We start from the raw sequence: 24266 nt of genomic DNA, 5'->3' as shown, positions 1-24266 counted from the left end.
TAGTAAATTGAAATATTATTCTAATTTTATGGTTTTAATTAAAAAAAAATTCTATTTGTAATTTATATTTTAAAGTAAAACAGAAAAATCTACTATGCAGACTTTAGATGCTATTGATAAAAAGTTACTTAACGAACTTCAGGAAGATGGCAAGCAGTCTATAAAACAACTTGCGCAAAAAGTAAACTTGTCTATTACACCTACTCATGAAAGAATAAAAAGGATTGAAGCTAGTGGTATTATAAAAAAATATGTAGCCCTTATAGATCCAGAAAGTATTAATATAAACTTAGTAGTGTATTGCCAGGTTACCTTAGCAAAACATCAAGAAGATTATTTTAAAGAATTTGAAGCATATATTAACACCTTAGAAGAAGTACAAGAAGTTTGTTATATAGCAGGTGCTTATGATTATTTACTAAAAATTGTTCTCCGTGATATGAAAGAGTACCAAGAGTTTATTTTAGATAAAATATCACAACTAAAAATAGTATCTAATTTGCAAAGTTCTTTTGTTATAAGACAACTTAAAGATGAAACCAAGATTAAAATAAAATAATTTAAAACTTAATTCCAACTGCTTCAAATAAATGACTCATTGTCCAAGCAGGACCAATCATTAAAAACTGTACATCTTTTAAAAAAGATGGTTTTTTTCCTTCATGATTATGCCCTACAAATTGCACAATCCATGCTATTACAAAAATACCAAGCATAATAACCCAAAGCGGTGCTATATTTAGAACTTGTATTTGATTTATACCAAATAATACTAAAGCCGAAAAAAGTAACATACCAATAAACAAAGGAATAGAGAGTCTTAAATAATATAACAATCCTAATATAATTACAATGCTACCAATATGTGCATAGGATACTAATGCGTTAGGAATAATTTCTGGTAGTAAATTTCCTAATGGGATAGATGCTAATAAACCAATTAGGCTAAAAAAGATTGCAGGAACGCAAAAATAGTGAACTATTCTATTAAATTTTGTTTGATGACTTTCTCCATATTCTTCTAATAGCTGGTCTATTTTTCTCATTAGTATTAATTTTTAAGTAGTTTAAATTTTGAGTTTCTCTCATAATTTAGGTAAAAATTAATAATTAGGAAGATTCTATGAAAGTATTTTTTTTGAGTCTCAGGTATGTTTTTTTATTTTTTTTGTTCTACTAGCTTATCATTTTCCCAAACTCCTTGTGTAATTATGTCTCCTTTTTTATTATAAAAAATACCTTGTCCATTACGTTTGTCTCCTTTCCAATGACCTACATATTTTTCGCCATTTGTCCAATAATATGTTCCTTCTCCATTTCTTTCATCATTTTCATAAGAGCCTTTATAGTGTTCCCCGTCTTTCCAATAAAAAACACCTTCACCATGACGTTGGTTATTATGCCATTGCCCTTCATAGCGGCTACCAGAGTCTAAAATTGCTATTCCAAAACCATTTGCTTTTTGGTTAGTTACTTTACCAACGTAGTGAATATAGTTTCCTTTTTTGCTTTTAAAAGTTACATATGCTCCTAGCGAATTATCTTGTAATTGCGCTCGCATACGTTTTACTTGTACTCTAGCTTTTTTTAATGCAAAATTTAAAGAATCTACCTCTCTTGTAAATACTTGTGTTTTTTCTTTGTTTGCGTTTTGTAAAGAATCTATATTTTCAGGAATAAACTCTTTTGTCTTAGCAGGTAGATTATCTCCTAAGGCCTGAAGTTTATTAGTTAATGCAATTTTAAGTTTTAGCTCCTTATTAAACTGAGCTTTATTAGATAATTGTGCGTCGTACACTTTTAAAGCCTTACTGTATTGTCCTTTTATTAATAAAGAATCGGCTTCAAGAATATTATCTTCTACCTCTACCCTATTTTGTAACTCTTTTTGTGCTGCTATACTTTCTTCTAGTTTTTTTTGAGTGCTAACTGTTTTTGTAATAAAAATTATAGAAGTTATTACGCTAGCTGCCAGTAGTATGTATAAAATAGTTTGTTTGCTTTTCATTTTCATAGGATTTAATCGTCCAAATGTATTTCTGGTAGTTTATTACGTACTTTTCTAAAATCAGGAGAAAAATAAAGGTGGCAACGTATAGCCCAGCTTTGTTTATATTCTCCGCCATTACTTAAATTTTGCCCTTGAGAATACATTGCTCCTGCAGCTACGGTAAGTCTTGGAGTTAATATATATCCTAAAGTAGTAGTTACCCTTAAGTCTTCCATTGGGCTAGCTACAACAGATTTTCCACTCTGCATAATTAGTTCGGTTTCTGGCGCTACGTAAAAAGTTTTTGGTTTTAGTTTATGATTATTTAGCGGAATTTTTAAACGAAACATATAGCGCCATCTATTTCTAAATGTATAGTTGCTATTTTCTTCAAAACCTTGTGTCCATCTATGTTCTATACGTAATCTATGATAAATCATCATACTAGACAATGGAACAGCAAATTGGTATTGGTGCCATATACGCCATTCTGGAACTAAATTACGGTCTGTAGAACTTTCATCGGTATTAAAATTAAGTCGCAAAACACCACCTAAACTAGCATTAAACTTTTTAGAATGTAAATATCCAATGGCATGGCGGTTATATATTTGTGCTACCTGGCCAACAAAAGGAGTATCTTCTGTTTCTGCAAATCTAAAATGGGTTTGTGCTATCCAAAAAAGACGTTTAGAAATACGAATATTACCGTATGTATTTATCCATGTCTTTGTAGAAGGCTCTTTATATTTAGATTCTTTTGGCAATACTTTTTCTGTTTCTTGTGCTTGTATACTATTGGAAATTCCTAAGATTAAAAACACCAAAATACCTGTAAAAATTTTCATAAACTGTATCATTCTTAGTGGTCTTTGGTATTTGCGTAATTATGAAACAACTCCATTATCGTTTTTGGATTTTGTTCTTTCTTTAATTTACGCTCTAGTTTATGAGTATCCTTATTTCGTAGGGCCAACACATCTATATATGTTGCTTTTATTTGTGTATTTATTTCCTCTGCTTGTTTACAATCTAAGTTACTTATTACTTGCTCTAAAAAATGAGGAATTACTACTTTTTCATAAGCATTGGTTATTTGCTTTTTTATAACTTCATCCATTAAAGTAGCCGTAAAAGGATTCCAAATTTTATCTATATATACTTTTTGAAGACTGTCTACTTGTACCGGAATATTAGCTGTAGTTTTCGCTAGTTCTAAATAGGTTTTATTACACGCAAGGATAGATTTTGCTTTTTCTAATTTAAGTCCGTTATCTTTTATAGTAGCATAAATACTTAATTGTTCTTTAGATTTAGCATTAATACTTTGCAATGCTGGAACATATTTTTTGCTGATGAAATTAGCTGTAGAATCTATGTAATTTGATAATGTCGTATTATCCGATATTAATGTTTCCTCTAAACTAATTAGTTCTTGCTGCCTTTGCTCTTTAGTTAATTTATTTAGTACTATTTCTTGAATATGTGCTAAGCTTTTTTGGGTATTAGAAGCTATTTGTGCAATTTGTTCTAAACTGGTAGATGTAGTAAAAGAAAAATCTTTATCGGCATAAAGTTCATATGTTTTTTTATTTTCTACATTGTTTACATCATTTGCTACAGTTATTGTTTTATAAGAAGGAATTTTATCTTCCCATAAGCTTTGTAAAACTGCTTCTCTTGGAACAAATTCTACTATTTGTTGCTTATTGTATAATACAAAATTTTCTATTGGGTTTACAAACGTATTGGTAATTTCATTTATAAGATTGTAGTAATAAAAAGATTCAGAATCGGAGAGTTTTAAAATATTTAATTGGGTATTTCGTAATAAAGCTTCACGTATTTTTTTTGAAGAGTTATTCTTATCTACAATAGTTTTTACTAAACCAATTTCTACAGAATCTAATGGGTAATATGGTACTTTTACTTTAAGTTCTGGTGAAAAAGTAGATTTTCCTAGGTTAGAAAGTATCCCATCTATCTTTTTGTAGTAATCATTATTCTGTTTTAATAACTGTTCTATATTACCATGATAAATAGAATCTTCTCCATTTAATGCTATTTGTAATTGAATAGCGTTTAAATAACGTTTATCTAAATGTACGGTTTTTGTATTCTTATTTTTGAGTGTATAAATGGGAATACTTTTATTTCTAGAATCATTTATTTGAATGTTTTTTAGAATACCATCAGAAAAATTCCAATCCTCATTAGTCCCCATAGCATTACTAGAGAATAAGGACCATTGGTCATGCGCTACTCCATTTCTTAAAAACCTTCCAACCAGAGTATTTTGGTCATTTTCTATACTAAAATCTTTTTGCGGCACACCTTTATTAAATTCTATAGTACTTTTAAAGGTGGTTTTTTCTATTTCAGAATCCTTAATATGATTTACGGTATATACCCATATACCATCTGGTCTTCCTTCTCTAATTTTACCCTTTGCTTCTTCTTGAATACCATTAATATTTACTCGGTATTGGTAATTTACAAGTTGCGAACTTTTATCTGTTTTAAAATCTCCGAATTGAAAAAGCCATTCTCCTGTAGGATAATTTTCTTTAAAACCACCTTCAAATAAAAAGGAAGAATCTTCTTTGTTTATTAATAAATCTAGATTAGAGCGATACATTTTAAAATCACCTTCTAAAACAGTATCCTTAGAAACTAAATAATAATCATATTCAGCAATACCAGCATATTTCTCAATAGCATATGGGCCAGAATACTGTTTTGTTTGCCCAAATAAAGAACTAGAAAAAAATAAAATTACTACTAAGCCAAATAAAAAGGGGTTGGTAAGCCTTTTATGGTTCATATAATGGTTTTAATTATAATTCTATACGTAAAAAAACGCAAGTTAGATGTTCTTTTAAAAAAAATAGAATTTTAATAGTATAAAACCCTAACAATGCTTGTATTATATTGTTAATTATATGGTGTGAAAAGTTTTCGTGAATTGTTATTTTTTTAGGTTTAAATACACAAAAAAATACGTTTCAAAAAAGTATCTTCGCGCGAATGTGGATGTATTTAGGCCTGTTATCGGCTTTATTTTTAGGGTTACATAATTTATGTAAAAAGCATGCAGTACAAGGAAATGAAGTATTCCCAGTGCTTTTAGGTACTACAATTGCTGGTTTTATGTTGTTACTGCCATTTTACATTGGTTCTTTAACATCTCCGGAATATATGCAAAAAATAGGTTTTTATGTTGCCAATATTTCTTGGAAAGTGCATGGTTTTATAGTAATAAAATCTATGATTATGGCCTCTTCGTGGCTTTTGGCTTACCAAGCATTAAAACATTTGCCCATAACCATTGTTACACCAATACGTTCTGCAGGGCCATTTTTTACTTTTATAGGTGCTATATTCTTATACCAAGAAAGTCCTAATTTTTTACAATGGATTGGTTTTTTTCTTATTATATTTTCTGTACTTCTATATTCTAGAGTTGGTAAAAAAGAAGGTATAAATTTTAAAAAGAATAAATGGATTTTTGCAATTATTGGTGCTACTTTCTTAGGTGCTTCTAGCGGTTTGTACGATAAATTTTTAATTCAATACCAAGATTTAGCCCCACAAACTTTACAATTTTGGTTTTGTTGGTATACCGTGTTAATACTTTTAGTAATACTATCCATAACATGGTTCCCAAATAAAGAAAAAAGAAAAGCATTTAAATGGCGGTGGACCATTCCTCTTGTTGGAGTTTTATTACAAACAGCGGACTATTTTTATTTTAAGGCTCTGCAAGACCCAGAAGCTTTAATAATGCTATTATCAGCCATAAAAAGAAGTCAAATACTTATAGCAGTTTTAATTGGCGGTATTGTTTTTAAAGAAAAAAATAAACGAAAAAAGCTTGTTCCCCTAATAGGTATTATGTTAGGAGTAGCACTAATTTTATATTCTTAGTTTTAACCAAATAGATATTTATATTTTATGAATTTTTCTAGAGGACTTATTTTATGTAGTTTTTTATTTTTCCAATTTTCATTTGCACAAAGTATTTCTGGTACTATTTCTGATGCCAAAGGAAATAGATTATCAGGAGCAACAATACGCATAACCCCAACAAATAGTTCTATAATTTCAGATACTAAAGGAGAATTTCTTTTCTCTGATATAAAAACTGGGAATTATAACCTTACAGTCAATTATTTAGGCTATAAAACAGTATCACAACCTATTAAGGTTGATAATGGGAATAATACATTTAATTTTATCTTAGAAGAAGATTTGCTGTACTTAAATAATGTAATTGTTACAGGGAATTTTGCTCCCAAAACTTTATTGGCTAGTGCTGCTACAGTTTCTGTAGTATCCTCTAAAGCTATTAATAATCGTATTCCTAGAGGTACTGCAGACCTTTTAAGTGAAGTTCCAGGAACTTTTGTAGATGCTTCTGCAGGGGAAGTATTTACAAGAGTATATTCTAGAGGAATATCTGCTTCTGCGGAAGATGATATGGGTTGGTATTACGCATCTTTACAAGAAGATGGTTTACCTGTTAGTTTAGTACAGCACTCGTATTATGGCCCAGACCTATTTCATAGAGTAGACATAACAACAGAAAGAGTAGAAGCTGTTACTGGCGGAAGTAGTGCCATTACTGCATTAAATGCACCTGGTGGTATCTATAATTTTATATCTCAAGGAGTTCATGAAAAACTATCCGGAAAAATTAGATTGGGGAGTAATTTACAAGGCAACGATAATAATTTATATAAAGTAGAAGGTACTATTGGCGGAACACTTGGTAATAATTGGTATTTTAATTTTGGCGGACATTATAGAAGAGATCAAGGAATTAGAGATACCGATTTTACTTTTGGAAAAGGAGGACAAATAAAATACAATCTTATAAAAAAGACCAAAAAGGGTTCTATTAAATTTTATGGAAAAGTCCTTAGCGATAATACAAATAGATATACTGGTGTAGCTGCAACTAATTGGGAAGAGCCACAAGCAGCATTTGGGCAAGACTTTAATTCTACCGCCTTATTAATGCCTGCATATAATGGCACCATACCTGATGGCAGATTTATCTCGGAAAACAAAACCAATAGTTTTGATCCTTCGCAAGGGGTAAAAGTGCAAGACATTTCTTTTGGATTAGACATAAATCAAGAATTAGGCAACAATTGGTCTATTCATAATAATGGTAAATTTTCTAATAAAATTGCAAACTGGCAAACCAGTATAAGTAATGCTTTTGTTTCTTTAAGTAATCCTTTAGCATATTTTATAACTGGATCCCCCTTCCCTATTGGGCAAGTTGTTTTTAAAGAAGCAACATCTGGTCAAGAATTGGCTCGTGTAGATAACAGTGGCATTTTAGCAGGGGAATCTTTTCAATATATTGGAGAAGGCACTTTACCAAACGATGCTATAATGGGAACTTCTGCTTGGTATAAAGACAATACTTCTAAAGAATTTATAGACCAACTTACTATTAGAAAACAGCTAGAAAAACATGATATAAACTTTGGTGTAGCTTTAGGGTTGGCAAATACAGAAACTTTTACACAAGGAACATTTGGTTTTGTAACTTATGAACCTAACCCAAGAATGTTGCAAGTAACATTAGAAAACCCTAATGTCCCTATAGAGGCGTTATCAGATGCTAATGGGTTAAGTAATTATGGAGGATTGTTTTTTGTAAATGCAAGAGCAGATGTTAGTCAATTTGCAGCTTTTGCAAGTGACCGTTTTATTTTAAATGATAAATTAGAGTTTGATATAGGTTTGCGATGGGAAACTATTAATCATGATGGTATTAAAGATAGGTATGCTCCTTTTATTACTCCAGGAGGAATAGATGGGGATGCAACAACTAGCTATGATAATAGTGTAAATACACCAACAGGCGAACAAGATACTTTTGATTTTAATTATAAATACCTTTCTTATTCTTTAGGTATAAACTATTCTTTATCAGATAAAATGTCCCTATTTACTAGGTTTTCTAGAGGAAACAAAGCTCCGGAGTTAAACTATTACTTTAACAATTTTTCTAATATAGAAATTCCAAATAAAGGAGAAATACAAAAAATTAATCAAGCAGAGTTAGGATTAAAATGGAATGCGCAAAATTTCTCGCTCCAAACTACCGCATTTTGGAGTCAGTTAAGTGATATAGGGTCTTCAAATTTCGAGTTTGATGAAGATACAAATACTGTTTTCTATTCCCCTGTTCAATTTAATACTTCCACTACTATTGGATTAGAATGGGAAGCTGCATATTCTCTTAGTACTAATTTAAATTTCTCTTTTGGTGGAACTATACAAAAAGCAGAAGCTACCAATTGGAAAGTTTATGATGCAGCAGGTTCTGTTGCCACAGATGATGATACAATCCTAGATTATTCTGGTAATAATTTACCATTTAACCCAACAAGCATGTTTAATCTAGGTACAGCTTATGATAATAATAAATTCAACACCTTTCTAAAATGGCAATTCATGGGTAAAAGAGAGGGGAATGTAGCCAATGCTTTTCAATTAGATTCGTATAGTATTTTTAATTTTGGAGCAGGATATTCTATTACAAAGAATTTGGAAGCTAACCTTTTAATTACAAACTTGTTTAATTCAGAAGGTTTGGCTAATTTCTTTGGAGCTAATAGTTTTGGAGCTAGTGCTAATGGTGTAACTAAGGAATTTATTCAAGATAATCCAGATGCAAGTTTTGTAGTAGTTCCTGTATTACCAAGAGCAAGTATGGTACAATTAAGCTATTCATTTTAAGAGTTAATTATACTTTATAAGTAAAAGGTAATTGCTGTAGAGTTTTTTTAGAAATTTATTTATTTTTCTCTAATAGATTTCTATATTCTGTTGGAGATTGATTCAGGTGCCTTTTAAAATATTTTACAAAGTAAGAAACATCATCAAAACCAAGTTTATACCCAATTTCATTTATTTTTAAAGGGGTAAATGCAAGTAAACGTTTGGCTTCTAAAATAATCCGCTCGGCTATTAAAGCAGCGGGCGATGTATTTGCCATGGTTTTGGTTATAGTAGTTAATGTTTTTGTAGATGTATTTAAAAGAGATGCATATTCTGTAAGTTTATATTTCTGATTATAGTAGGTTTCAATAAGTTCTTTAAATTGAATGTATTGATTAGTATATGGATGGTTTAAACCAACATCTGAAGTGTTTTCTTTATTATGAACACGTTCTAAAATAACTAATAAAGATTTTACTAAAGACCTTATAACTTCTTGATACCCAAATGCATTTTCATTATTTAGCTCAAGATTAATTAAATCTATATAGGAATTAACCAAAGCAAGAGACTCTTCTTTTAAACAGTACGATGGTCTTTCATAATTATTAAATACTTGGTATTTTAAAAAAATATCCAAATCGGTAGGTTTAAAAAGACTGTCATTAAAATGTATTAAAACACCTTTATGATTTGCTTTACCATCAAAATAGTGAATTTGATTTTTACTAATAAAAAACAATGAATTTTCTTTTACAGGGTATCCATTAAAATCAATATAATGTGTGCCACCTGAATTCTGCATCCATATAATTTGATAATAACTATGCGAATGGGCTTTTAAAGCATGTGAACCACTATATTCTAAATAGCTTTCTAAATCATACACCCCAAATTGTAACTTTTCGGGATTTTCTTTATGTAAGTGGTATTGCTTTATTTTACTCATTACTAATAGAGTTATTCTTGCATTATTACTTTAGCTGCTTGTAAACCGCTATAAACAGCACCTTCTAAATATCCGCCATAATGAGCCGAAGTTTCTGTACCCGAAAATAGTAATTTGTTATTAAAATAGGTAGAATTAAAAACTTTATTACCATACTCAGGGCTCATGTAGACAGAGTTTAAGTGTTGGCAAGCAGTACATCTATCCTTAGACCAATCTTTTTCTATATAGTTTGTATATTCTCTTATTTCTTCCCCTAAATACGTTTCTAAGTATTTAAGAATTCGGGATTTTCTTTTCTCTGGAGAAGTGCCTCTTAAACCTTCATTTACAAAACCCATTAAGCTAAACTCCGTATTATCTGCATTAGAATGGTCATATAATTCTATTACAGGCCCAATTTGGCCAATAACAGTACCAGAAAAACCTTTGGTTCTCCAAAAAGGAGTTTTAAATGATATGCCAACTTTTATGGCATTACTCATCCAGGTATGTGTTTTATCCATTACCTTTTTTAAATCTTTGGGTAATTCCGGAGTATATTTTAAACTCGTAGCTAATTTTGGTGGAATAGTACTAATTACTTTAGATGCTATAAAAGTATTTGTATTAGTTTCAATTACAATAGTATCTTCTTTTTCTGTTAGTTGTTTTACTTTGCAATTGCAAATTATTTTATCCTTTACTTTTTCAGCTAATACATTTATTAAAGAAATTGATCCTCCAACAATTCTTTGTGCACTGGGACCAGAAGTATCTGTTTTAAAATAATGAGCAGGAGCCATAGAATTATATACTAGTACACTTTTACCATCACTATATTGATCAAAACTTGGAATAGTAAGCTCTTTAAGCAATTGAGATAAATACACATGATGCCCTTGAAACCAAGTAGCGCCTACATCTATACTAGTATCAGTATAAACCCTACCTCCTATTCTATCTCTACCTTCTAAAATAAGAAAGTCGGACTCTCCTGCTTGTAACAGTTTATTTGCTGTTAATAAGCCCGAGACTCCGCTTCCTATAATAACATATTTATTTTTTTTCATGCAAATATTACATAATATGTGTACCGTGAACTACTGCTGCACCAGCTCTTAAAGCCGCCGAAATAAAAGTAACTTCAGCTAGTTCTTCTTTAGTTGCTCCAGCATCTTCTGCTTTTTTCTCATGAATTTCTAGGCAATAAGGACACTGTGTGGTTAATGCCACAGCAATAGCAATTAATTCTTTATATTTTTTAGGAATAGCACCATCTTCTAATGCTACTTTGTCAAATTCTTGAAAAGCTTTCATTGCAATTTCAGCATTTTTACCTAAATCGCCCAATTTATTTAAATGTTTCATATCGTACATAATACAAGACTTTTTTAGTTAAAAAAATTAGTTTCTTCCAGCCATTACACCACCATCTGTATCCCAAATAGCACCAGTTACCCATGCAGCATCATCAGATAAAAGATAAGATATTGTATTTGCTATATCTTCAGATGTACCTATTCTTCCAATTGGATGAAAAGCATGAAAACCTTGTAACGCTTCATGAGCCTCTTCTTTACCTCCAAAAACACTTTCATAAACAGGTGTTTGTACTACTGCAGGAGATACTGCATTTACTCTAATATTACTATCTGCAAGTTCCATTGCTAAATGTTGTGTAAGACTATGTAATCCTGCTTTTTGCATAGAATATGCGCTAGAAGGTGTTGCTTTTACAGCTTGTTTTGCCCACATAGAACCAACGTTTACGATTGATCCACCTTTTGTTGCTGCCATCTTTTTTGCAGCGGCTTGTGTAATAAAAAAGAACCCACGATTTAAATCTAAATAGGTGTTATAATCTTCTTCTGTATGGTCTAAGAAAGCTTTAGGCCCAAAAACACCAGATGCGTTTACTAAATAATCTAAGTTATCAAATTTGTTTATTTTAGAAATAAGCTCTTGAACAGCATTCGTATTTGTAATATCTACCTTATGTGTTTCTAAAGAACCACTTTCTTCTTTAGCAAAATTGCTTAGTTTTACTTCATTGGTACCTACTACATGTACCTGAACCCCTTGTGATAATAACTTTTTTGCTGTAGCTTTTCCTATTCCACTACTTCCTCCTATAATTAATGCACTTTTTTTCATACTATTTTGTTTTAATTTTATACTGTAAAATTAGAACAAGCTGTAAGTGTATACACGGTAGAATAAGGAGTAAGTAGGGTAATTTTAGGAAACAATAGAATTTTAAGCTATTTTAAAACTTCCTTTTTTATAAAAGAGGTTAGAATATCAGCCGATACTTTATGATCATCTATTTTAGGGTGTCCCAATCCTTGCGTATCTATATATGGAGCGGTTGTCATGTATACATTTTTTGGAAATTTAGCAACTACTTTGGCTACTCTAGTAGGCCAAATAGAACCTGGTTTTGTAATATCCATATTCCCCATATAACATACTACTTTAGTATTAGGGTAATGCCCTTTTATTTTATTTATAAAATCTACATAAGCATCTATATATTCTTGTTCTGATGGAGCATTTTTTCCAAAACGACGAATAAACTCTTCATTAGTAGGTTTGTTTACAATCCAAGAATCATTTTGCAAAAGATTAATTACTACAACATCTGGTTGTCTTTTATTAAAATTCCACCTTGTTATGCTGTCCTCAGGATTAAGAGCATCATACATTTCGGGCATTATTCTATTAAACCAGCTTACTTTTAAACCTATTCCGCTTAGAGCTATACAACTATATTCTGCATTTAAATTTCTAGCAGTTCTTGCCGCATAAGAATAGTAGTTGTTAGATACTTCTCCAGAAGAAGAATCATCTCCAGAATAATCTTCATTACCATAGCCTACCGTAATAGAATTTCCATAAAATTCTATAAAAAGGTCTTTTTTAGTAGTAGGTAGGGTTTTTTCGCCTTTTATATTAAAACCATAGAATAAAGTTTTTCCATAGGTCCAATCATTTCTCTTATGCAACTCTACCGTATGCTTTTCATTTTTCAAATCTGTAGCAAGAATATATTCTTTTTTGCCTTTCTCTAAATGAATTTTTTTAGAGAAAACGCCATCTATTATCACATTGTAATAATTTGTTCCATTTTGGTCTTCTAAAATAGCTTTAGCTGCAGTACCTATAAAATTTAAGCGTATAGAGGAGCCAGGCCAATATATTTCTTTAGCATTTTCTGCTTTGTTACTTAAGATTCTTCCTTCATAAGAGACATGTTCTTGGTTAGGAGAGATTACTAATACATTTGAGGTATCAATCTCTATAGATTTAGGGGCTCTACAAGAACTTATTAAAATAAAAAATGCTAAGGCAAATACGTATCTTTTAGAGTAGTTTGATTTTTTCATATAAATATTATGGTCTAGTATACTACCTTGGGGCAAGCCCACGAGGCATTTTTTAGGAAACTAATTTTTATTTCGAGGCAAGCCTCGGAGCATTTAAATCTCGATTATCGAGTAAAATTACAAAGTAAATCATAAGATTTAGGCCAGAAATGATCCTATTATAAAAACATAAGTATTTATTAAATTAATTGTTGAAATTTGATGCTTTAATTTATGATACGAAAAGAAGATATTTTTTTAAAACTTTACAAGCCCTATGGTGTTCTTAGTCAGTTTGTATCTAACAATGAGAAACAGACTAGAAAAAAAAGCTTTTTAGGAGAATTATATGATTTTCCTGATGGAATTATGCCAGTAGGTAGATTAGATGAAAAATCGGAAGGTTTATTATTACTAACTACCAATGGTAAATGGAGTGATACTATAAACCAATCTGGAATTGAAAAAGAATATTTAGCACAATTAGATGGTGAAATAACAGAGGAGGCTATTGCAAAACTTATACAAGGTGTTGAAATAGGTTTTTCAGGTAAAAAATATATAACCAAGCCTTGTAAGGTTCAAAAACAAATAGAACTTCCAGAAATGCCTTTACCAAATGCAGCAATACGATTAGGAAGACACCGCCCAAACTCATGGGTACGTATAATTATAAAAGAAGGTAAATTTAGACAAGTACGTAAAATGACGGCAGCAGTTGGATTTCCTACACTTAGACTAATTCGTGTTAGAATTGGAGATGTTTATTTAGAAAATATGATACCTGGTGCAGTAGCACCACTAGACAATTCTACTTTATTAGAAATTAATTTTTCCACCAAAGAGAGTTCTTAGGATTTTCTTTTAAATAAATTGGTTCTCCTATTTGCGGTACTATCGTATTTATTTTTAGTTCGTTTGCCTTATTTAAAATACGTTCTACAGGGTCTGTCCATGAATGCATAGCAAGTTTAAAAGCACCCCAATGTATTGGCATAATAGTTTTTGCTTTAATATCTATACCAGCTTGTGCGGTTTCTTCGGGCATCATATGAATTTCACTCCATAACTTATTATATTGTCCGCATTCTAGTAATCCTATATCAAAAGGGCCATATTTAGTTCCAATCTCTTTAAAATGAGGCCCATAACCACTATCGCCACTAAAGAATATGTTTTCTGTAGAAGATTGTATAACCCATGAACTCCATAACGTAGTTCCACGGTCGTTAAGCCCTCTTCCAGAAAAATGTTGTGCGGGAGTACAAACTAATTTTAAATCGTCTAAAGTATTTTCTTGCCACCAATCTAGTTCTGTAATATTTTCTTTTGGTATTCCCCAGGCCTGTAAATGTGCACCTACTCCTAAAGGCGTATAAAAATGAGAAACCTTCCCTTTTAACTTTTGAATAGAACCATAATCCAAATGATCGTAATGGTCATGAGATAGTATAACAGCATCAATCTTTGGTAATTTTTCTATTTCTATAGGTAGTTCTTTACTAAATCTATTATTTCCTAATAATGGATGTGGTGCAGGAACCTTCCCAAACATAGGATCTATTAGGATATTTTTAGTATTCATTTGCAATAAAAAAGTAGAATGTCCAAACCAAACTAGTCTAGTCTGTTCTTTATAATCTACAATTGCAACAGAGTCAATTTTTTGGACTGTAATATCCTTTTTAGGAATTGTGTTTGGTTGTGGGCTAAAATATAGTTTCAGCATTTTGGTAAAATTGCTAAAATTCATATTCATTTTTACATCTCCCAAATTTATAAATGTTCCTTTTTTATAATTACTAGAGGCTGCAAATTTTTCTTTTTGTTCTTTGGAAGGAGAACCTCCAAATTCTGGACTTAAATTCACGAATAAAGTTATACCAATACCTATAACAATAAGTGTTATTCCAATACCTGCAAGCATACGTTTAAAAAATTTAACTATTTTTTTCTTCATTTTACCAATCTATAGGTCGGTAGTCTTTTAAGAATTTTCCAGACCAGTGTTTTCCAGTGTTAATACCATCTATTAAAGGATCCATTACTCTAGCAGCACCATCTACAATATCTAAAGGAGGTTGAAAATCATGCAATTCTTCTTTTTTCTTGGCTAATTCTACAGGGTCTTCATCGGTAACCCAACCCGTATCTACTGCGTTAATATATATACCATCTTTAGCCAAACTACCAGCAGCAGTATGTGTAAGCATATTTAAAGCAGCTTTTGCCATATTGGTATGCGGGTGCCTATCTTCTTTGAAGAATCGATGGAATTTACCTTCCATAGCAGAAACATTTATGATATGCTTTTTACCTGTATTATCTTTCTTCATTACCTCAGACAAACGATTACAAAGTACAAAAGGAGCAACTGAATTTACTAATTGCACCTCTATCATTTCGGTAGTTTCTATTTCTCCTAATTTAAGCCTCCAACTATTGGTTTTACGCAAATCTACTTGTTGTAAATCGGCATCTAACTCGCCTTCAGGAAACACTTCTTGCGCTTGTAATGAATTGTCAAAACTATACGGTATTTGTGATAATTTTGCAGAAGCGCGGATACCAATACCAGGTTCTGGGCCATGCCAAGTTACAGGCATATTCTGGTTTGGAGAAGCAGTAGTTCTTAATTGCTTTAGTTCTGTTAAACAATTGGCATGGTCTTGTAACAAGTCCGCCGCATATTTAGGCAACTCTTCTATAGACAATTCTTCATTAGGCATTAAATGTTTATAAAAACCTGCTGGTCTACGAACTGTTTGTGCTGCATTATTTATTAAGATATCTAAGCGTTCATATTTTTGTTCTATAAAATTACAGAAGATTTCTACACTAGGAATATGTCTTAAATCTAATCCGTGAATTTTTAATCGATGCCCCCATTGCGTAAAATCTTCTTCTTTAGAAAAACGTAAGGCAGAATCTACAGGAAAACGTGTGGTAGCTATAACGGTTGCTCCTGCGCGTAAAAGCATAAGGGTTATATGATATCCTATTTTTAGTCTAGAACCGGTAATAACCGCTACTTGTCCTGCTAAATCAGTAGTTTGAAAACGTTTTGCATAATTAAAATCACCACATTCGGTACACATAGTATCATAAAAATGATGTAATTGTGTAAAAAGTGTTTTACATACATAGCAGTTTCTAGGAGATTCTAATTCCTGTAGGTCTTTTTCTTTAAGCTCCGCTTCTGGTAATAGTTTAGGAGCTACAAAAACTACAGACTCTCTAGCACTACGTATTCCGGTTACTTTACGGGCGTTTTTATCTCTTGCAGCTTGTTTTCTTTTTTGTGCTTTTTTAGCATCTTTTTTTCTTCTAGAAAATTCCTCTCTACTAGGTCTAGATAGTTTACCCGAAGCTTTTAATAAAGCGGTTCTTTTCTCTTTAGAAATTTCAAAAATCTCATCCGTATTATTAATTAAATGTTCTAAAACAGAAATACATTTATCTATTTCGGACTCACTAATACTATTCGAGTTTTCTATATCTTCTTTATCACTCATAAAATATATCCAATAAAACTATTTTAAAAAATAGAAACCTATTTACGTTTGTTTCTTTTGTTATAGTTTTTATCTCCTTTTGTTTTTCTCTTTTTGTATTTCTTTTCTATAGTTCTTTTGTAAGAACCTCCTTGGTTTGTTTTCTTGTTTTTTTCTGATTTCTCATGAAAACTGGCACCTGGAATATCTTCATCCTTAATTTTAATAGGATTATTAGGCTCCATCACTTTTGGCTTTTCTTCTGGAGTTTTCTTTTCAGAAATTTCTACATGTTCTGGAAAGGGTATGTTTGGAATAGAAAAATCCATAAGACTCTCTATTGCCTCTTTATCTTCTGCTTCTTTTGGAGTATAGAACAGTAAAGCATTTCCTTTTTTCTCTGCCCTACCTGTTCTACCAATTCTATGAATATAGTTTTCGGGAAAAGATGGGGTGTCAAAATTTATAACATGAGATATCTCCTCTAAATCTAAACCACGCGCCATAACATCTGTAGTTACCAATATTCGGTTTTTACCTTCATCAAACTGGCGAATAGAACGTATTCTATAATTTTGTGTTTTGTTAGAGTGAATTAAACAAATTTCTTCACTATAAATATCTTCTAAAACCGCAAACAAACGGTCTGCACTTTTTTTATTAGAAACAAATACTAACACTTTATGAAAAACTTCTGCATCTTGAAGAAGGTCTACCAAAAGATTTGCTTTGGTATAAAAATTAGGCACTTCATAACAACTTTGTGTAATGTTTTCTAATGGTGTGCCACTTAATGCCACAGATACTTTCTGCGTATCTTTAAAGAAATTGGTTATTAGGCTTTCAATTTCACTAGTCATGGTTGCGGAGAACATTATGTTTTGCCTTTTCTTTGGAAGCAAATCCATAATATTTGTTAGCTGAAAACGGAAACCTAAATCTAGCATTACATCCACTTCATCTATCACCAATTTTTTAATCATTTTAAGCTGTAAAGCTCTACTAAGGACTAAATCATATAAACGCCCTGGTGTAGCTACAATAATATCTGCACCCTGCATTACTGCCATTTTTTGGGTATTTATATTGGTGCCACCATACACCGCTAAGGTTCTTACGTTCTTATATTTGGTAAATTTTTCTATCTCTTCTACTACTTGTAATACTAATTCTCTAGTAGGAACAATGACTAAAGCTTTAGGATGAATATCTTCTGAATACGGCAATGTGTTTAGTACAGGAAGCATATATGCAAAGGTTTTTCCTGTTCCAGTTTGTGCAATACCAATCATATCTTTACCCGACATAATTACAGGAAAAGCTTTAGATTGTATTGGTGTTGGTTGGGTAAACCCCATGTCTGCAATTGCATTGCGTAATGGCGTTCCTATTTTAAAATCATCAAAAGATTGCATACACTAAATTTTGGCAAAGATAGCTACATTTATAGTGTTACATTACACAAATAAAAAGATATAATTGCTCCAAGATTAATTAAGAGTAAGAAATCAAAAAAAATAGAAGAAAAAAGTCTATTTATGAACCAGTCTTCTAAGTGCTACCCATTGTTTAAGCATATCTCTAGAATCACAAGCAGGATATCCTAAAACTGTTTTACCAGCAGGAACATCACTAACCACACCAGAACCAGCACCTACTTTTGCACCAGCGTGTATAGTTGTATGGTCATTTATTGAGGCGCTACCTCCTATTATTACCCCGTCTCCCAAAGTTACAGAACCAGCCAAGCCACTACTCCCAGCCATGATGCAACAACGACCTAAGACACAATTATGACCTATTTGTACTAGATTATCTATTTTACAGCCGTCTCCAAGAATGGTAGAGCTAAATTTGCCTCTGTCTATACAAGAATTAGCACCAACTTCCACATAATTACCAATTACAACATTACCAATATGTGGAATCTTAACTAGGCCTCTACCGTCTTCACTTGGTCTATATCCAAAACCATCTGCACCAATACTTACATTATTATGAAAAATACAATGCGCACCAATTATAGAACGCTCTCTAATTACGGTTCCAGACCAAATGGTTGTATTTGCACCAATTTCAGAATCATCAAAAATACTAACATTAGGATATACTATTACGCCTTCTGCAATGTTAACATTTTTTCCAATATAGCTATTTGCTCCAATTTGTGCTCCTTTACTAATAGTAGCAGTTTCATGAATAACCGCTGTAGGGTGTATTTCAATTTCAAACACAGGTGGCTCTGGGCTAAAAACACCTAATAATTTAGCCATTGCTAAATCTGCACACTTTACTTTAATAACCGCTTGGTTTTCTTTAGCTTCTACTTTGATGTTTTCACTAACTATTGCAGCACATGCCTTAGAGTCTTTCCAATGGGATGTATGTTTTTTACTCCCAATAAAAGTTATTTGATTTGGAGTAGCGTTTTTTAATTGATTTAGTCCTGTAATTTTTTTAGAAGTATCTCCTATTAATTCTCCAGATAAAATAGTGTTTATCTCTTGGATACTGAATGAATGCATATGGTAATTATTGGTTATTTTTTAACTGAAAAAATGAAAATTACATAAAATATATCCTAATATGTAAATTATTTTAAAATATGTTAGAAAAATGCTAAAAACAAAAAAGCTCCTTTGAATCTTTACAAAGGAGCTTTTATATTTTATACCGAAAATTTAATCTTCTGGTGGGTAACCATGAATATCTTCAAAGACCGTATCAAAATTTGCTCTTAAATAAGCATTTAATTTCTTTTTATAATCGTCTTTTAACCAATGTAAAAAATTAAAAGTACTTCTGCTTATACATTTAGCATAGGTTTGTATTCTATTGTTTATATCTTCTGCAAGTAATTTAGCTAAGCCTAAAGCATCATAAACATCTTCACTGTTTTCTATACAAATATATGCGTGTTGTGCAATAGAACGCTCTAAAACAACTTTAGAGGACTCTCCATTAGAAGTTGCACTAATATAGGTTGCTTTTATATCAAAATAAACCTCTTTAGATTTAGGAAATTCTGCTCTAACCTCTTCAGACATTTCATGTCTAAAATTAGCTTCAATATCATCATCATCCTGCAATCTATCCATGTAGAAATTAGGATTATTAAATATAGTTTGCCAATCTAAATCTGCTCCCCATGGTCCAAATCTGTAATAGTTATTTCCTAAATCAATAACCTTAAAAGTAGATTTGTTATTTAAAATACGAGAACCACGACCAATCATTTGGTAATATAGAGTAAGTGATTTTGTTGCTCTATTTAATATAATAGTATCTATAGTAGGTTCATCAAAACCAGTAGTTAAAATACTAACCGATGTTAATACAGCATCTGGTGTTTCTTTAAACCAATTAAGAATTTCTTTTCGTTGTTTTTTAGTAGCGGTATTATCTAAATGCCTTACCGGTATACCTGCAGCATCAAAAGTATGATACACATGTATAGAGGTATTAATACCATTATTAAAAATAAGTGTTTTTTTACCTTTAGAGTGCTTCTTATAGGCATCTAAAAGCTTTTCTAACATGGCAGGGCTAGAATATAAATCTTCAGAGGATTTAACGGTATAATCTCCATTAGAACCAACTTCTAAAGAAGTAAGTCCCATATCATACTGAAAAACTTCTGCTTTTGCTAAAAACTCATTTTCTATAAGCGAACCAATACTCTCTCCTGCAATTAACTCATCATAATTATCTTTCATTGGTAAGTTCTTGTTAGAACTTAGTGGTGTTGCTGTAACACCAAGTATAAAAGAATTATTAAAGAACTTAAATAATTTATTAAACGAGTTATAGTGGGCTTCATCAATAATAACCAATCCAACGTCTGATATATCTAACATATCATCATTTAACCTGTTATTTAAAGTTTCAACCATTGCCACAAAACAAACGTATTCGTCCTGGTCCTCAAGGTTAGCAGTACTATTAACCACTTTGTTTACCACCCCAAAGCTCGTAAGCATTTTAGAGGTTTGGTTACAAAGTTCTACACGGTGTGTCATTACTAAAACCTTCTTATTGTGGTTTTTTAAGTATTGCCTAACCAGTTCTGAAAATATTACTGTTTTACCTCCACCTGTTGGTAGCTGGTAAAGAAGATGGTAATCATCGGGAGCACTATCAAATTTTTCAAAAACTTGGTCTATTGCTCCTTTCTGATAGCTATAAAGTTCTTTATCTGTCTTTTTTTCTTGTACTTCGTGTGATAAGTTTGCCATACCTTTCATTTCTCGGGACTGCAAAATTACGGCCTTTTATAGGGTTTTGCCCAATTTTTTAATAAAAACTCTGTTCCTTTTTGTTTAAATGTCTAAAAATTAAGACAATTGGTAGTTTCACCATTTATAAATTATATATAGGTGTATCTAAAAAACTTTTATAGTATTAAATTACTTAATTAGTTTGAATTAATTATAATTTCTTGAGTACCATAAAGTTCTGATTTAGCAATGACTTTAATTTTACCGGATTCTTTAGTAGATTGTATAATTGCTAAACTATGCCCTTTTGCTGTAACTATTGTATTGGATTGAAAATCTTGAATATTTTCTCTTGCGCCATTATCTACTCCTAATAATATAGCTGGGCCTTGTATTTCAAATTCAATTTTAGCATTTTCAGTCTTTACTACTCTTCCCTTTTCATCAACCAATTCAACAATTAGATGAGAAACATCATAGGCGTCAGATTTTAGGTTGGTTTTATCTGCTGTTAAAGTAAACGCAACTGGTTTAGTAGTAGTTTCTATTTCTGCTGTAATTTCGCTACCATCAAAACCTGCTTTTGCAGTTAATGTACCAGCTTCATAAGGTATAGTCCATCTAAATAAACGGTCTGGACTTTCAGACATACTACGCCTTCCTAAAGAACGTCCATTTATAAATAATTCTACAATAGAATAGTTAGAACATACCTCTACCACTACAGTTTCTCCTTCTTTATAATTCCAATGTGTATTGGTATCTCTCCATTTGTATGCTGCCGCATTTTCAGGTAATTGCTGTGCCGAAAAACCACTTTCTTTAAAACCAGAATCTGCTAAAGGCACCGTACCTAATGATATATGGGGTTTGTTTACCCATATGCTTTTAAAGTAATTCCAACCTTGAAGCTTAAATCCAGCTAAATCTAACATATCTCCCCATCCACTTTTGGCTGGCCAATCCCCATCGCGTTCTCCCATATAATCAATCCCTGTCCACATAAAAATGCTATATATCCCTGGATTTTCAATCACTTGTTTCCAGTCATCCCAAGTACCTGGGTTTTCATTTATTGTAATTTGTTTATTCGGGAAATGTTCTAATGCCCATGGAATATCTTTATTTCTGTAACTAAACCCTGCTATATCTACAGCATCCGCATAACCACTTACTAGACTTGTTTGTGGAACAACTAAATTTGCTGTAGTTACTCTACTAGGATCTAATTCTTTAATCCAACCATTTACTTTTTTTGCTGTTTCTGCTAAAATATATTCTCCTTTTTTAGAAGCTTCATATCTTTTTTTCATTTCCTCAGGACTAAACATAGGAGCACTTCCCCAGTATTTTCCAGATTTTTGTGGGTCGTTAGGGTCTTTCCAAAAACCTGTAACATATCTATAATGTAAATACGTCCATTCAATTTCATTACCTACACTCCATTGAAATACACTTGGGTGGTTTCTATCTCTTAAAAGCGTACGAGTTAAATCACTTTTTCCCCATTTTTGAAAGTGTTCTGTATAGCCACGAGAAATATAATCATTATGCCTATCATGGTAATTTTGTCTTTTATCTTTTGGGTAATCTAATTCATCAAAAACTTCATTCTGGATTAAAATTCCCATTTCATCACACAAATTCAAAAATTCTTCAGAAAAAGGGTTGTGAGAAGTTCTAATGGCATTTACACCAGCTGCTTTTAGTATTTTAAATCTACGTCTCCAAACTCCTTCTGGGACAGCTGCACCTACTAAACCTCCATCATGATGAATACAAATTCCTTTTACATCTGTATTTACTCCATTTAAATAAAAACCAGATTTTACATCAAAATGTAAACTTCTTATGCCAAAAGGAGTAGTATACTCATCTATAATTTCTCCATTTTTACTAATAGAAGTTACTGCCTTATACATAGTAGGATTTTCGGTATCCCATAGTTCTGGATTTACTACTATTATTTCTTGATTAAAAGTACTTTTAGAGCCTTTTTTAAGTTTTAATTTACTATCTGTTTTTAAAGCTACTTTATTTCCATTTTTGTCTATTATTTTTGTAGAAAGCTCAAATTTATTGTTGAATTCTTCTTTATTTTCTACAGTTACAGCAATAGACACTTTAGCCTCTTCTTTGCTTATTTCTGGTGTAGTAAGATAAGTTCCCCAGATTGGAATATGCAATTTATTAAGAGTTACCAATTTTACGTTTCTATATATACCACTACCGGTATACCAACGGCTATCTACATAACGAGAGTGGTCTACATGAACCGTTAGAACGTTCTCTTGCCCTCCTTCATTTAAAGCATTTGTTATATCAAAATAAACAGGAGAATATCCATAAGGGTTTTCTCCAAGTAATTTACCATTTAACCAAAATGTAGCATTATTATAAACTCCATCAAATAAGATATAGGTATTCTTTTCTGATTTCTTAGCAGGGGTTTTAAAATGTTTTTGATATACACCTACTCCACCAGGTAAATATCCTGTAGCTCCTTCTAAAGATTCACTAAAAGACATTTCTACACTCCAATCATGTGGCAATCTAATATCTCGCCAATCTTCATCATTTAAAGGTGTTTTCTTTAGTGAAGTAGTGTCTTTTTGTAATTTAAATTTCCAATCAAAATTAAAATCTATTTCTCGTTTAAGGTTAGTTGTTAATTCTTTTTGACCATAAGAAGATATGACAACTAATAAGGCTATAATTATTGGAATAAATTTTTTCATGGATAGTATATTTATTTTGAAACGTGAATTTACAATTCAATGCAATTATAAAACAAAAAAGGCAGTAATATAAAATTACCACCTTTAGTATATTATTTCTGTAACAATAATAACGTATGTTACTTCTATGTAATTAAATTTTCTTTACTCGTACAGCATTCATCCCTTTCATTCCTTTTTCTAATTCAAAAGAAACTTTATCATTTTCAGCAATTTCATCTATTAAACCGCTAACGTGGCAAAAATACTTCTCTTGATTATCAGAATCTATGATAAAACCAAATCCTTTAGAGGTATCAAAGAAAGATACTTTACCATTACGTACTGGGTCAAATTCTTCTTCTTCCCCTTCTATTTTTTTAGGAATACCTAAAACAATATCTTCTGCTTCAATTTCTACTTTCATAGATGGGTCTGGCGGAGTATCTACAAGGTTTCCATTAAAATCTACATAAGCCATTGGAATACCTTTTTTTCCATTTTCTTTTGCTTCTTCTTTACGAGCAAGCATTTTTTTTCTTTTTTCTTCACGTTTTTTTAAACGCTTTTTTTCTTTTTCACTTTTATTAAACGTTTGTTGCGACTTTGCCATTATTACTTATTAAGTTAGGGAATTAGTTATATGGCTTAATGTGAAATAAAATAATTACTTGAAGAGTGCTAAAAAATTTAATCAGAAAAAAATTAACCCTAATAAATGTAATTTACTGATGTGTATATTACATTAAACCTGCTGTAAAGATACTATTTCTAGCAAATTTTTAAAAGAATTGTGTGTAAAAAAATA

At 31.3% G+C, this 24266-nt stretch carries 20 protein-coding genes; 4 read left to right on the top strand and 16 right to left on the bottom strand.

Going from position 1 to position 24266, the window contains the following annotated elements; translation table 11 throughout:
- Positions 1-94 precede the first annotated feature (94 nt).
- Entirely contained in the window at positions 95-559 is a 465-nt protein-coding gene (locus tag CLV91_RS08660; RefSeq protein WP_121066482.1) for an Lrp/AsnC family transcriptional regulator, read from the top strand.
- A 1-nt stretch (position 560) separates the two neighbouring features.
- Here CLV91_RS08660 and CLV91_RS08655 read toward each other — a convergent pair whose 3' ends face one another.
- The 4 genes from CLV91_RS08655 to CLV91_RS08640 all read right to left on the bottom strand — a co-directional run bounded on the left by CLV91_RS08655 (position 561) and on the right by CLV91_RS08640 (position 4814).
- Positions 561-1046 carry an Mpo1 family 2-hydroxy fatty acid dioxygenase gene (locus CLV91_RS08655; protein WP_121066479.1) on the bottom strand — a complete coding sequence of 162 codons (486 nt, stop codon included), beginning with the start codon at positions 1044-1046 and terminating at the stop codon, positions 561-563.
- A gap of 113 nt (positions 1047-1159) precedes the next feature.
- Entirely contained in the window at positions 1160-2008 is an 849-nt protein-coding gene (locus tag CLV91_RS08650) for an MORN repeat-containing protein (protein WP_170146728.1), read from the bottom strand.
- An 11-nt stretch (positions 2009-2019) separates the two neighbouring features.
- Entirely contained in the window at positions 2020-2838 is an 819-nt protein-coding gene (locus CLV91_RS08645; RefSeq protein WP_245987163.1) for a DUF2490 domain-containing protein, read from the bottom strand.
- A gap of 14 nt (positions 2839-2852) precedes the next feature.
- Positions 2853-4814, bottom strand: a complete 1962-nt coding sequence (locus CLV91_RS08640; protein WP_121066469.1) for a hypothetical protein — start codon at positions 4812-4814, stop codon at positions 2853-2855.
- Between the two features lie 203 nt (positions 4815-5017).
- Here CLV91_RS08640 and CLV91_RS08635 point away from each other — a divergent pair, with 203 nt between their 5' ends.
- Positions 5018-5917: an EamA family transporter gene (locus tag CLV91_RS08635; protein WP_121066466.1), complete on the top strand. Its 900-nt coding sequence runs from the start codon at positions 5018-5020 to the stop codon at positions 5915-5917.
- 27 nt (positions 5918-5944) lie between these two features.
- Positions 5945-8752: a TonB-dependent receptor gene (locus CLV91_RS08630; RefSeq protein WP_121066463.1), complete on the top strand. Its 2808-nt coding sequence runs from the start codon at positions 5945-5947 to the stop codon at positions 8750-8752.
- A gap of 55 nt (positions 8753-8807) precedes the next feature.
- On the opposite strand, the gene CLV91_RS08625 is transcribed toward CLV91_RS08630, so the two are convergent.
- The 5 genes from CLV91_RS08625 to CLV91_RS08605 form a co-directional block, all read right to left on the bottom strand.
- Positions 8808-9683, bottom strand: a complete 876-nt coding sequence (locus CLV91_RS08625; RefSeq protein WP_121066460.1) for an AraC family transcriptional regulator — start codon at positions 9681-9683, stop codon at positions 8808-8810.
- Between the two features lie 11 nt (positions 9684-9694).
- Positions 9695-10735 (bottom strand): flavin monoamine oxidase family protein, encoded by a 1041-nt coding sequence (locus tag CLV91_RS08620; protein ID WP_121066457.1) that lies wholly within the window; start codon positions 10733-10735, stop codon positions 9695-9697.
- Between the two features lie 7 nt (positions 10736-10742).
- Positions 10743-11042 (bottom strand): carboxymuconolactone decarboxylase family protein, encoded by a 300-nt coding sequence (locus CLV91_RS08615; RefSeq protein WP_121066453.1) that lies wholly within the window; start codon positions 11040-11042, stop codon positions 10743-10745.
- 27 nt (positions 11043-11069) lie between these two features.
- Positions 11070-11819, bottom strand: a complete 750-nt coding sequence (locus CLV91_RS08610; RefSeq protein ID WP_121066450.1) for an SDR family NAD(P)-dependent oxidoreductase — start codon at positions 11817-11819, stop codon at positions 11070-11072.
- A gap of 107 nt (positions 11820-11926) precedes the next feature.
- Complete coding sequence (locus CLV91_RS08605) at positions 11927-13051, bottom strand: SGNH/GDSL hydrolase family protein (RefSeq protein ID WP_121066447.1); 1125 nt, start codon at positions 13049-13051, stop codon at positions 11927-11929.
- A 213-nt stretch (positions 13052-13264) separates the two neighbouring features.
- Here CLV91_RS08605 and CLV91_RS08600 point away from each other — a divergent pair, with 213 nt between their 5' ends.
- Positions 13265-13885 carry a pseudouridine synthase gene (locus CLV91_RS08600; protein ID WP_121066444.1) on the top strand — a complete coding sequence of 207 codons (621 nt, stop codon included), beginning with the start codon at positions 13265-13267 and terminating at the stop codon, positions 13883-13885.
- Here CLV91_RS08600 and CLV91_RS08595 read toward each other — a convergent pair.
- From CLV91_RS08595 to CLV91_RS08565, 7 genes are all read right to left on the bottom strand, one after another.
- The gene (locus tag CLV91_RS08595) at positions 13857-14990 is read right to left on the bottom strand and encodes an MBL fold metallo-hydrolase (RefSeq protein ID WP_211333205.1); all 1134 of its coding nucleotides are present in this window, start codon (positions 14988-14990) and stop codon (positions 13857-13859) included. The genes CLV91_RS08600 and CLV91_RS08595 overlap by 29 nt on opposite strands.
- A gap of 1 nt (position 14991) precedes the next feature.
- Positions 14992-16545 (bottom strand): SDR family NAD(P)-dependent oxidoreductase, encoded by a 1554-nt coding sequence (locus CLV91_RS08590; protein ID WP_121066441.1) that lies wholly within the window; start codon positions 16543-16545, stop codon positions 14992-14994.
- Between the two features lie 38 nt (positions 16546-16583).
- On the bottom strand, positions 16584-17939 hold the full coding sequence (locus CLV91_RS08585; protein ID WP_121066438.1) for a DEAD/DEAH box helicase: 1356 nt from the start codon (positions 17937-17939) through the stop codon (positions 16584-16586).
- A 117-nt stretch (positions 17940-18056) separates the two neighbouring features.
- On the bottom strand, positions 18057-19049 hold the full coding sequence (lpxD, locus tag CLV91_RS08580) for a UDP-3-O-(3-hydroxymyristoyl)glucosamine N-acyltransferase (RefSeq protein ID WP_121066435.1): 993 nt from the start codon (positions 19047-19049) through the stop codon (positions 18057-18059).
- Positions 19050-19205: 156 nt separating this feature from the next.
- Positions 19206-20759 carry a DEAD/DEAH box helicase gene (locus tag CLV91_RS08575; RefSeq protein WP_121067855.1) on the bottom strand — a complete coding sequence of 518 codons (1554 nt, stop codon included), beginning with the start codon at positions 20757-20759 and terminating at the stop codon, positions 19206-19208.
- Positions 20760-20938: 179 nt separating this feature from the next.
- Complete coding sequence (locus tag CLV91_RS08570) at positions 20939-23479, bottom strand: sugar-binding domain-containing protein (protein WP_121066433.1); 2541 nt, start codon at positions 23477-23479, stop codon at positions 20939-20941.
- Between the two features lie 133 nt (positions 23480-23612).
- Positions 23613-24071, bottom strand: a complete 459-nt coding sequence (locus CLV91_RS08565; protein WP_121066430.1) for a cold-shock protein — start codon at positions 24069-24071, stop codon at positions 23613-23615.
- Between the last annotated feature and the right edge of the window lie 195 nt (positions 24072-24266).

Origin of the sequence: Maribacter vaceletii, from assembly GCF_003634105.1 — a bacterium.
Taxonomy (GTDB): Bacteria; Bacteroidota; Bacteroidia; order Flavobacteriales; family Flavobacteriaceae; genus Maribacter_B; species Maribacter_B vaceletii.
Note: the sequence above shows the minus strand (reverse complement) of the source record. Positions and strands in the feature narration are given on the sequence as shown.